The organism is Pseudomonas sp. MS01C9, assembly GCF_058202755.1.
On record NZ_CM177073.1, the window covers coordinates 2932738 to 2944205 of the forward strand.

The following is an 11468-nucleotide window of genomic DNA, read 5'->3' on the forward strand; positions in this document are numbered from 1 at the left end:
TAATGTTTCTATCCAATATATTGTTCGACCTGTTTAAGACGTTGAACGACTTATTGGAAGGCCCATGGAATTGCGTCATCTGCGTTACTTCATCGCCGTCGCCGAGGAGCTTCATTTCGGCCGTGCCGCGCTGGCGCTGGGTATCTCCCAGCCTCCCTTGAGCCAGCAGATCCAGGCGTTGGAACAGGAGATCGGCGCGCGTCTGTTCGAGCGCACCAATCGTCGGGTCGAACTGAGCGAAGCCGGGCGGCTGTTTCTGGAAGAGGCGCGACGGGTCCTGGCCCAGGTCGACAAGGCGGCTGACGTAGCCCGCCGCGCCCAGCAGGGGGAACTGGGCGAGTTGAAAATCGGGTTCACCTCCTCGGCGCCGTTCAATTCCACCATCCCCCAGGCGATCTTCTCCTTTCGCCAGCGATTTCCGGCCGTGCACCTGAACCTGCGGGAAATGAGCAGTACCCAGGTGGCCGATGCGCTGGTGGACGAGGTGATCGAAGTCGGCATCATGCGCCCGTTGCCGCTGCCCGACTCCCTGAGTGTCATCGAGTTGAGCCGCGAACCCCTGGTGGCCGTGCTCAGCGCCAAGCATCCACTGGCCCAGGGCAATGAGGAGGGGCTGTTTCTATCGGCGCTGGCCCATGAACCCTTTGTATTCTTTCCCCGCAGCTACGGCAGCGGCCTGTATGCGCAGCTCCTGAACCTGGCTCGCGACGCCGGCTTCAGTCCGCATTTCGCCCAGGAGGCCGGGGAAGCCATGACCATCATAGGCCTGGTGGCGGCGGGGCTGGGTGTTTCGGTGCTGCCGGCGTCTTACCAGCGGATGCGAATCGATGGCGTGGTCTATCGACCGCTGCTCGACCCCGCGGCGGTGTCGGCCGTGTGGCTGGTACAGCGCAAGGACCAGCGTTCGCCGATGGCCAAGGGGTTCGTGGCGTTGTTGACCGACGAGGGGGCTTTGTCTGTTTCCTGATGCCGGACAGGAGCCTCTCGGCCGGAAGTGACGCGGTCAAAACCATCCTCGTTCGCGAGCAAGCCCTGTCCACAGGGCTTGCCTTTGGTCGGTCAGTTTTACTCAGCCCTCCCAGACCGTCGCAGGTTTATTGACGTGATAGTCGTAGAAGCCCTGGAGTATCCAGCTATCACCCTTGCGTTCGAACGCCGCGCGCCAGGCCCCTCTGCCGCCGCCGGGGGAGAGCTGGGCCATGTCGTACCAGTAGAACCTGTTGATTCTCTTGGTGGTGGCCCTGCCGGCGCGGATGTCGTCCATGATCTGCGTGATCCTGGTCTTGGCCGCGTCGGGGAAGCTGTTGTAGGACATCTGTGTTTCCGCCAGGGTATTGGCGCTTACGGTGAACCTGTCCTTGACCGGCGATGCTTGCGGCGGGGCTACAGGCGTGCTGGTGGTCGGGGTCTTGCCAGGCACTTTTTTCGAAGGGACCTGGGTCACCACCTCGATATCGAAGGCGTCGTAGTTGGAAAGTTTTCTGCTGAAATCCGTGATGTCCTCCTGGGTCACCAGTAGCGTTTTGCGCAGTGATTTGCCCTTGTTGATGATGAGATAAGGAATCCTGTTGTTGCGGATTTCCGTCAGGAGCCCGGGCTTGTGTCGTTTCTGCATTTCTTCCCTGAAGATCTGCAGCTTCTTGCTCTTGTACAGCGCAAGGTTTTCAGGCGTTTCCTTGTACTCTTTCTTGGCGGCCTCGACTTCAGGTCCTTCCCCGGGGAAGTCGGTCCCCAGCTCGCGCCAGACTCTTTGTTCGGCAGCGGCAACCACATCATGGATATCCGCCTGTATCTTGGTCATCGCGGCTTTCTTCTTGCCCTGTTCGGGGATGATCGTGACGAACAGTGCGCCGGTGAGGTTGTCGGGCAGGGACGACATCATCATCTTGAAATTGCCTTCACTGTCGAAAAGCTCGCGCCTGAGCGGCAGTGTCATGTCGAAGATTCGGATTTTCTGGGTCGAGTTGAGTTGCAGGCCTTGGGGCTGGAGGTCCTGGGTGCAGTAATCGACGGCTTGCCATACGTTGTATTTGTACAGCAGGTTTTCATGGTGGACCTTATGTGGCGTGAAGCTGCGCAGTCCTTTGTTTATGGCGTCTATCCGTGAGCGATAGGTGTCTATGTTGTCGACGCCGAGGTCGCTCATGCTCTCGCGCAGGATACGCTCTGCCAGTTCGTCGGGCATCGAGTAGATGACCTTTCTCGCGATGGAGACCACCTTGCGCGAAGGCCAGTGATGATCCACCAGGACCCCCTCGACCAGGGCGTTGCAGGTTTTGCGTTGCGCAGTTTCGGGAGTCCGGCTGAACAGACTCAGCAGGTTTCCCCCGCCGAGCAGTCGCAGCGGTTCCTGGAGTTGCCAGCGACCGTTTTTCCAGGCCACCCTTCGCTGGTTCGACCGATTGTTGGACGCGTAGATGATCTGCTCGCCTTCCTGTATCGCGGTCTTGCAATAGTCCTTGCCCAGCTTCAGGTAGCCCTGCCCGCCGGCATCCCGATACCGGTCACGACCTTCGGACGCCAACCCCTTGCCGTTGAAACCCTTCAGGACAAAAGGCTCCAGTTCCGGGTCTGGCATTCGAGCAAGCGACGACAGCCTCGGGCGCTCCTTGCTGCGACGGTGTGCCGCGCGGGCCATGATCAGGTCCTGTCCGGCCTCTGCCAACACCTCGCCCAGCCCGTGGATAAAGTCCCCTGCCCACTGGCTGAAGCTGCCGCCCTCGTCCTTGATCGCCGATACCGCGGCGCCGCCGGCCATGGTCGGCAGGATCGCGCGCCCCAGTACTCCGCCCAGGCGGCCGGCATAGAACATGGCCATGGCGCCGGTCAATAACGCGACACCCTTTCTGCGTCCTTCCTGTGCCGCGGTGCTGTCGCGCTCGGCATTGCTTACGGTCAGCGAGTCGGCGGTCTTGATTGCATGGGTTATCTGGGTCTCGTGCAGCGCCTTGAACAGGTCTGCCTTGACCACGGGCGAATAGACATTCGACGCAAAGTCATCCAGGACCCTGTGTCTTATCCACGAGAAGCTCGGTTGCGTGATCTTCCTTATCTTCTCGTTGAGCGTCAGGTTCTCCGAGGCCGGCACCAGGCTGGCAAGCTGGTCGGCTTGCTCGAGCAAGGGCAATTGCGAGATCAGCCAGCGGGTCATGTCCAGCGTGGCCGTGAGTGTCCGCACCAGCGCGGCTTCCAGCTCTCGGTCGCTGTTGGCATCGACGTCCCTGAACGTCTTGCCGTCTGGTGCCCCGGGCGTATACAGCGTCAGCGAGGGGCGACTCGCCAGTGTCCTGACGCCGAACGCGAGGATTTCCTTCAGCACGCTGTCGCCCCACTGGACCTGCCGGACCACCACCTCGTGGCCATTGACCTTTCTGCGCCCTTCCGGCGCCGGACTGTCCAGTGCCGCCAGCACCAGGTTGAGTCCGGTCTTGTCCCGGTCGTGCCTCAGGTCGCCGGAGATATGGGCGGCCCAAGCCTGGGCCCGCATCTGTTTCGCCTTGACGGCCATCCATTGCGGCTGGCGAGTACGTGCGGCCAGTTGCAGTTCGGCCGGTAGACGGGCGCCCACGTTCGCCCGCTCGATGACCTCCACGATCTGCGCGAAGCTCAGCGGCCCCTCCACGCTAACGTGGGTGGCATTGCGTTCCTGCGGGGTCAGGTTGGACATGGCCCACTGCGTCATGGAGCGCCGGTCATCCACGATGGCTTTCACCGGGTCGCGTGAGATACCAGAACCAAACGGCGATTCACCCGTCGGGGCGTGTGGATCGAGGATCTGTTTGCGGATCCCCAGGACGATCCGGTCAGGGTCGGCTGATGGGTGTTTTTCCTTGACGAATCGGACAAGCAGCTCGCGGATCCGCGCCTGGAGCGCGTCCTGGGTCGCCAGGGTCACCGGGTCCGGAGGGGGCGACACGTCGTCCAGGGTTTTCTGCAGGTCCTGCACCGCCCGCCACCAGGCCACGCGGTCGGAGCCCGTGGCGTTCGGGTTGCCGTGCAACCAGTCGTCCAGTTTTTTCTGGTTCAGCCGCAGTTCGCGCTCGTCCATGGCTGCGGCCAGGTCCAGCCTGTCCCCGATGTTCGCCGCGGCATCGATCCTGGCCACCCACGCGCTGAGTCTTTCGTCTTCGGCCGGGCCGTCCAGCAAGGTGTCATGCACTGCCGCCTTTTGCGTTGTGCGCAGGTCGGCGACCAGATGAGCGAGGAAGTTCTGCGTCATGGGCGCAATGTGCACCCTGTCCCCGGCGTTATCGTGCTGCGCCAGGCCGGCTTTCAGGGCGGCCAGGTCCCGGTAGATCTCCAGCGGTTCGCCCGGGCTGTACAGCAGTGCATGTCCGGGATGGTCTTGGCTGTCGTGCTGGGTCAGCGCAATGGCGGAGGTCAGCGGTACGCTGAATCCCCAGCCTTCGGGGGTCAACGCCAAGGCGTGGACGCCAGGTCGCAGCCGCTCCGTGATGCTGGCGCGAGAGGCCGCGTCCGGGGCCGATACCCCCAGGTCGGCCACTGCCTTGTGCATCTGCGGGCTCAACGTTCCGTCCAGATGATGAAGATCGGCCTGGGCCTTTAGCTGCACACCGAACTCCATTGCCAGCCAGTCGCTGACGTGGCGTTCCTGGGTGAACTCGGTGGATCCATCCCAGAAGTCGTCCAGTGCCTGCGCCAGAAGCTCTGCGAACGATTCCGCCAGGGTGTCGCTCAAGCGCTTGATTTCTTCCTTTGCGATGCGGGTGTTCAGTGCCACGGGCATCTGGGTGGTTTCGCCCTGGTTCGCGATGACGTCGACGTTGTCCAGTTCGACGAAAAACGCCTGTGTATCGACCCTGCCGGCGATTGCCCGCCAGAGCAGCGTGTCGAGGGCCACCGTGTCCGTCACCCTGCGCGTCGCCGGTCCGTCGCTGTTGCGTTGTGCGGGGGGGATGGCCTCGTCTCGCCATGTGTACAGGGCCAGCTCTTTTACATCGACCGTGTCCGCGATGGCGGGAAAGGTGCGTTTGAACCAGTCGTCCAGGTGCCGCGTCGCGATCTGCGATGCCCTTGGAATGGCATCGTTCAGGCGGATCATCCGCTGTTGCGACGCCTCGAGCTGGGTGGTCAGTGCGGTGCCATTGGCCTGGGGCGGGTTGAAAGACGGTGTGGGCGGGTGGTTGTCCGGCATGGTCTCTTCCTGAGCAGTTTTCGGAAGGACAACCTAGTGGAGCAGCACCGGGAGAGGGCGGTACATAGATACCGCACCTGATGGCCGTGGGCGGTGTACGAAAGGATGGGCGTGATGCAGCCCATCAAGCTTGCGAGCCCCCTGGGCGCGAGCAGGCTCGCCCCAGGGTGAAAGGTCTGCGTGAGAAGAAACCGCGTCAACGCCAGCGACGGAAGATCAGTGAGGTGTTGACCCCGCCAAAGGCAAAGTTGTTGTTCATCACGTACTCGTTGCTCATCGAGCGGAACTCATTGCGCAGGTAATCGAGCTTGCCGCATTGAGGGTCGACTTCGTCGAGGTTGAAGGTGTGCACGTAGCGGTCGCGGTTCATCATTTCGATGCTGAACCAGGACTCCAGCGCTCCGCACGCACCCAGGGTATGGCCGAGGAAGCTTTTCTGCGAGCTGATGGGCATGTGTTCGCCGAACAGGCTGCTGGTGGCCAGGGTTTCGGCGATGTCGCCCTGTTCGGTGGCAGTGCCGTGACCGTTGACGTAGCCGATGGCGGCCGGTGCGAGGCCGGCGTCTTCCAGGGCCAGTTCCATGGCTCGGCGCATGGTGGTCTGCTCGGGGCGGGTGGTGTGCTGGCCGTCGGCGTTGCTGCCAAAGCCTACGACTTCGGCATGGATCCGCGCGCCACGGGCCAGGGCATGTTCCAGTTCCTCGAGAACCAGCATGCCGGCACCTTCGCCGATGACCAGGCCGTCGCGGCCCTTGTCGTAGGGGCGTGGGCTGCTTTGGGGCGCATCGTTCTTCAGGCTGGTGGCGTAGAGGGCGTCGAAGACCATCGCTTCGGTCGGGCACAGTTCTTCCGCGCCGCCGGCCAGCATCATCGGCAAGCGCCCGAACTTGATCGACTCATAGGCGTAGCCGATGCCCTGGCTGCCGCTGGTGCAGGCGCTGGACGTAGGGATCAGCCGCCCGGTGAGGCCGAAGAAGATGCTGATATTGGCCGCTGTGGTGTGGGGCATCATCCGTACGTAGGAGTTGGCGTTCAGCCCCTCGGCCACGGAATTGAGCAGCATGTTGCCGAACGCCTTGATCTCGTCGGTACTGCCGGTGGACGAGCCGCAGGCCACGCCCATGCGCCCGTCCCGGATCGAGGTATCGTGCAGCAGTCCGGCGTCGGCCAGGGCCTGTTCCGATGCGCCCACCGCCAGGCGTGACACCCGGCCCATGCTGCGCAGTTGCTTGCGGGTCCAGTGGGCCGGGACCTGGAAGTCATCGACGGGCCCGGCCAGGCGGGTGTTCAGTTCAGTGAAGCGGTTCCACTCGTCCATGTACCGGATGCCGCTGCGGTTGGCGGCGAAGTTGGCGGCGATGGTATCCCAGTCGCTGCCCAGGGAGGTGATGCCGGCCATGCCGGTGACGACGACGCGCTTCATCAGCACAGGCCTCCGTTGACGGACAGGACCTGCCGGGTGATGTAGCCGGCCTCGGCGGACATCAGGAAGTTCACCGCGCCGGCCACTTCTTCCGGGGTGCCCATGCGCTGGGCGGGGATCATTTTCATCAGTTCTTCCACGGGCACGTTTTCATCGAGCATGGCGGTATCGATCAGGCCAGGGGCGACGCAGTTGACGGTGATCCTGCGCTTGCCCAACTCGATTGCCAACGCCTTGGCCGCCCCGATCAGTCCGGCCTTCGAGGCGCTGTAGTTGACTTGGCCGCGGTTGCCGATCAAGCCCGAGACCGAGGTGATGCAGACGATCCGTCCGGCGGCGCGGCGACGGATCATCGGCATCATCACCGGGTGCAGCACGTTGTAGAAACCGTCGAGGTTGGTGCGCATCACGCTGTCCCAGTCTTCTTCGCTCAGGGCCGGGAACGCGCCGTCGCGGGTCAGGCCGGCGTTGAGCACCACCCCGTAATAGGCGCCGTGGGCCTCGACATCGGCCTCAAGGATGGCTTTGCAGGCGGCACGGTCGGATACGTCGAATTGCAGCACCCGGGCATTACGGCCCAGGGCCTGGATTTCGTTCTGGACGGCGTCGGCCTCGGCGCGACCGCTGCGGCAGTGCAGCACGATGTCATGGCCTGCCTGGGCCAGGCGCAGGGCGATGGCGCGGCCGATGCCACGGCTGGAGCCGGTGACCAGTACGGATTCAGTCATGGCTGGTTTCCTGTTGCGGACGGTTCATGGAGATAGTGGGCGGATTGGGGCGGGCGGAACACATTCAGCCGGGCCGTGGCATGGATGCCGGGTGCGTCGATGTGGCACTCGAATACGCCCATGCCGTTGTCGTCTTCCAGGGAGCGCAGGCCATGGATGGCCAGTTCGGTGCCGACTGGAAAATATTCGACGTTGCATTCGAACTTGCGGGTGCCGAGCAGAAAGCCCAGCTCCACGGCATCGCCACGCTGGCGCGCATGGCAGCCGGCGAACGCCGCGACGCTCTGGGCCATCAGCTCGATGCCGACCCAGGCCGGCAGTCCACCGTCGTCGCGGCTGAACGGCCCGCCGGCCTTGACGGTGGCATGGGTATGGATCTGTTCATCGTCGAACGCCACGATGCGGTCGATGAGAATCATGTCGCCTGCGTGGGGCAGCAGTTCGGCGGGCGGCCAATCGATCATGGGGCGTCTCCGATAATCAGGCTGACGTTGTTGCCACCGAAGGCGAACGAGTTGCTCATCAGGCGACGGGGCGAAGTCGCCTTCAGGTGGCTGTCGATGCCGGTCCAGTTCAGTGTCGGCAATTCAGGATCGGCCTGGCCGTCCCAGATGTGTGGCGGCAGGGTCAGGTTGGGATTTTCGGCGCTCAGGCTCAGCCAGCAGAATGCCGCTTCCAGCGCTCCGGCCGCGCCGAGGGTATGGCCGGTCATGGGTTTGGTGGACGAGCAGGGGACACCCGCTGGAAACAGCCCGGCGACGGCCAGGCTTTCCATGGCGTCGTTGTGTTGCGTGGCGGTACCGTGCAGGTTCAGGTAGTCGATCTGGCTGGCGACAAGGCCGGCGCAGTGCAGGGCCTTCTCCATGGCCTGGCGGGCGCCGCGACCGCTGGGCTCGGGGGCGGAAATATGATGGGCGTCGGAGCTGGCCCCGTCGCCGAGCAAGGCGATCGGCGGTCCGTCGCCAGGTGCCCTGCTCATCAGGAACAGCACCGCCGCTTCGCCGATGTTGATGCCGTTGCGGTTCACCGAAAAGGGGTTGCAGCGTTCGCTGGACACCGCTTCCAGCGCCGAAAAGCCGTTGAGTGTCAGTTTGCACAGGCTGTCCACGCCGCCGCAAAGCACCGCGTCGCACAGGCCCAGGTCGAGCAGGCGTCGGGCACTCATCAGGGCGCGGGCACTGGAGGTGCAGGCGGTGGAAATCGCGTAGGACGGGCCGCACAGGCCGAGCCAGTCGGACAGGAAATTGGCCGGCGCGCTGAGCTCCTGCTGCTGGTAATCGTAACCGTCGGGAAAATGCTGCTCGCGCAGGTAATGGGCGATGCCTCGGCTGGCTTCATCGATACCCGAGGTGCTGGTGCCCAGGACAATGCCGATGCGGGCGCGACCATGGGCCTGGATCGCCCGGTCGATTTCGGGACGAATCTGCAGCGCCGCCTCCAGCAGCAGCTGGTTGTTGCGACTGCCGTGGGCGGCCAGCGTTTCCGGGATGGGGGTCAGTTCACCGGCCACCGCCGCCACGGGCAAAGCGCGTTCGGCCACCCAGCCGTGCTCGATGCGCAGGCCCGAGCAGTCGCCGGCAAACAGGTTGCGCGCGACGCTGCGTTTATCGCGGCCCAGGGCGCAGATCACCCCGAGGGCATTCAAATAGGCGGTCATGGGGTGGTCTCGCTCAACGGTTTAATGCGGTAGCGCAGGCCTTGGGACAGGCTCAGTTCGAAATCCAGCGCCTGCTTGTAGCGCACCTGCCAGCGGGAATCCAGGGCTCGCTGCCGTTGCGGTTGTGCCTGCTGTCTGGCGGTGGGGTAGTTATCCGGCAGCTCGGCGTCCGGCGTCAGGGCGAACAGCAGCGCGGCGAACAGCTCCCGGGCTTCGGCATTGGGCGGCAACAGGCCGTCGGCCTGCCACTGGCCATCCACCAGGCGCTGCCGGGCCAGGGGAATGCCCAGCGGGTCCATCATCGACCAGCGGATGCCGGCGCCTTCGCGCTGGATCACCAGCAGCCAGTCCTGGCGCTGCCCGGCCAGTTGGCGTTCGATGTGCAATTGCAGCGGCAGCACCAGGGTCGGCGCGTGCTCGGGCAGTGGCGTGCGGCTGGCGCAGGCGCCGAGCAGCAAGAGACAGCCAAGGAGCAGGCTGTTGAGCAGTGGCGAACGCATCATCCGGCAACCTCTTCGAATGGCTTGCGGGCCACCACGTTGACCAGGGTTTCCTCTCGCTGGCCGAACGGCCGGGGACGGCGCAGGCCAAACCGTTCCAGCAGGCCGAAATCCCTGGCGCGACTCCACCACAGGTAAGGATAGGACACGTTGCGCGCCTCGAACCGGAAACCCTGGAGACGGATCATTTCCAGATACTGGGCGGCACTTTTCTGAACGTGCATGGGGTGGCGGAACAACCAGCGGATCACCCAGGTATCGATATAGGCCTTGGTGGATTCGGCGAACATCAGGTAGCCACCCGGCTTGAGCACGCGGTAGAACTCGGCGAGGGCTTTTTCCTGCTCCACCAGGTGATGAAAGGTCTGGTGGCAGAACAACAGGTCGACACTGGCATCCGGCACGGCCAGCACCGCGCAGTCGCTGCCGATCAGTTCCACGGTCATGCCCTGGCGTTCAGCCTCTTCGGCGCTCAATGCCAGGCTGTGGGGATCGGCATCCACGCCGATCAAGCGTTGCGGCGCGAACACCTGGCGCAGGTACTGGAACGATTTGCCCTGGCCGCAGCCGGCATCCAGCAGCACCGGACTGGCCGGAACCGCTGTGTCGAACAGGCTGCGCAGGTCGTTGATCGCCACTCGCAGCACATGGTGCTGCCAGGTGTGGCTGCGCAGGAACCAGAAGCCGAAATGGGTCTCCTGGACGTAGCTGTCGCTCAGGTAGCTCATGGCCGCTGGCTCATGGTGCCGTGCTCGCGCAGATTTCCGAAAGCATGCGCAGGCGTCGCTTGGGTTCGCTGACGAAGGGGTTGCTCTGGTCCCAGGCGTAGCCGGCCAGGATCGAGCTGATCATGCGGCGGATGTCGGCCGAGCCGTCGGTGTAGAAGATCACGTCCTGGAAGGTGCCGGCGTACCAGCCTTCCACGTAGCAACGGAAGGTATCGACGCCACGCTTGAGCGGTTCGGCGAATTCGCCCTGCCAGTCCACGCTTTCGCCCTGCAACTGGCGATGGAGCACGCCGGCGGCCATGCTCGCCGAACGCATGGCGATGGTCACGCCGGAGGAAAACACCGGGTCGAGGAATTCCGCGGCATTGCCCAGCAGGGCAAAGCCAGGCCCGTGCAGCGTCTTGACGTTGGCCGAGTACCCGCCGATGGTCCGCGCCGGAGTGTCCCACACGGCATCCTGCAGGACGCCGGCCAGGCTTGGGGTGTCGTCGATGAAACCACGCAGGCAGGCGTCGAGGTCGTCGGTGCCACCGGCGAAGTGCTCCGCCGCCGCGACCACGCCCACCGAGCAGCGACCGTCGCTGAACGGGATGGTCCAGAACCACACGTCGCGTTTGCTCGGGTGCGTGGTGATCAGGATCTTCTCCCGGTCGAAGGCCGGGTTGTCGATGCGATCCTCGATATGGGTGAACACGGCCTGGCGCAGCGGGAAGTTCGACGGTGCCTCCAGGTCCAACAGGCGCGGCAGGACCCGGCCATAGCCACTGGCATCGAGCACGAACTGCGCCTCGACCCGGTATTGGCTGCCGTCCTCGCGCTGCACGCCCAACTGTGGGCTGGGCAGGCTGAAGTCAGCGCTGGCGATGGTTTCGCCATAACGGATCTCTACGCCTTGCAACGCGGCCTGGTCGGCCAGCAGCTTATCGAAATCGGCGCGCTGGACCTGGAATGTGGTGGGCTTGCCGGCGCTGAAGGTATCGCCGAAATCGAAGGCGCTGTAGCGCTCGCCCCAGGCGAAGGCGGCACCGTTCTTGCGCTGGAACCCGGCAGCGTTCACCGCTTCGAGCATGCCCGCCTCTTCGACGAAATCCAGGCAGTGGGACAACAGGCTCTCGCCGATGGAGAACCGCGGGAAGTGCTGGCGCTCGATGACCAGCACGTCGTGCCCCTTGCGCTTGAGCAACGCGGCGGCGATGGCGCCGGAGGGGCCGGCGCCGATGACGACGACCTGGCGCCGTTCCATTTCAATCGTAGGCATGTGCACTCCTTGCCGGGGC

Annotated in this window: 9 protein-coding genes; 1 reads left to right on the plus strand and 8 read right to left on the minus strand. The window is 64.0% G+C overall.

Going from position 1 to position 11468, the window contains the following annotated elements; translation table 11 throughout:
- The first annotated feature begins 64 nt into the window (after positions 1–64).
- The gene (locus AC1M7R_RS13410) at positions 65–967 is read left to right on the plus strand and encodes a LysR family transcriptional regulator (RefSeq protein WP_123596329.1); all 903 of its coding nucleotides are present in this window, start codon (positions 65–67) and stop codon (positions 965–967) included.
- A gap of 102 nt (positions 968–1069) precedes the next feature.
- Here the strand turns inward: AC1M7R_RS13410 and AC1M7R_RS13415 are convergent, their stop codons facing one another.
- The 8 genes from AC1M7R_RS13415 to AC1M7R_RS13450 all read right to left on the minus strand — a co-directional run bounded on the left by AC1M7R_RS13415 (position 1070) and on the right by AC1M7R_RS13450 (position 11449).
- Complete coding sequence (locus tag AC1M7R_RS13415; RefSeq protein WP_123596328.1) at positions 1070–5155, minus strand: dermonecrotic toxin domain-containing protein; 4086 nt, start codon at positions 5153–5155, stop codon at positions 1070–1072.
- Positions 5156–5351: 196 nt separating this feature from the next.
- The gene (locus tag AC1M7R_RS13420) at positions 5352–6578 is read right to left on the minus strand and encodes a beta-ketoacyl-ACP synthase (protein ID WP_123596327.1); all 1227 of its coding nucleotides are present in this window, start codon (positions 6576–6578) and stop codon (positions 5352–5354) included.
- Complete coding sequence (gene fabG, locus AC1M7R_RS13425; protein ID WP_072397995.1) at positions 6578–7306, minus strand: 3-oxoacyl-ACP reductase FabG; 729 nt, start codon at positions 7304–7306, stop codon at positions 6578–6580. Before fabG ends, AC1M7R_RS13420 begins: the two co-directional genes overlap by 1 nt.
- Entirely contained in the window at positions 7303–7770 is a 468-nt protein-coding gene (locus AC1M7R_RS13430) for a hotdog family protein (protein WP_072397996.1), read from the minus strand. The genes fabG and AC1M7R_RS13430 overlap by 4 nt, the downstream gene beginning before the upstream one ends.
- On the minus strand, positions 7767–8963 hold the full coding sequence (locus tag AC1M7R_RS13435; RefSeq protein ID WP_072397997.1) for a beta-ketoacyl-[acyl-carrier-protein] synthase family protein: 1197 nt from the start codon (positions 8961–8963) through the stop codon (positions 7767–7769). Before AC1M7R_RS13435 ends, AC1M7R_RS13430 begins: the two co-directional genes overlap by 4 nt.
- Complete coding sequence (locus AC1M7R_RS13440) at positions 8960–9463, minus strand: DUF3261 domain-containing protein (RefSeq protein WP_371128616.1); 504 nt, start codon at positions 9461–9463, stop codon at positions 8960–8962. Before AC1M7R_RS13440 ends, AC1M7R_RS13435 begins: the two co-directional genes overlap by 4 nt.
- The gene (locus AC1M7R_RS13445; protein ID WP_103894352.1) at positions 9463–10191 is read right to left on the minus strand and encodes a class I SAM-dependent methyltransferase; all 729 of its coding nucleotides are present in this window, start codon (positions 10189–10191) and stop codon (positions 9463–9465) included. The genes AC1M7R_RS13440 and AC1M7R_RS13445 overlap by 1 nt, the downstream gene beginning before the upstream one ends.
- Before the next feature lie 10 nt (positions 10192–10201).
- Entirely contained in the window at positions 10202–11449 is a 1248-nt protein-coding gene (locus AC1M7R_RS13450) for an NAD(P)/FAD-dependent oxidoreductase (RefSeq protein ID WP_072397999.1), read from the minus strand.
- Positions 11450–11468: the final 19 nt, after the last annotated feature.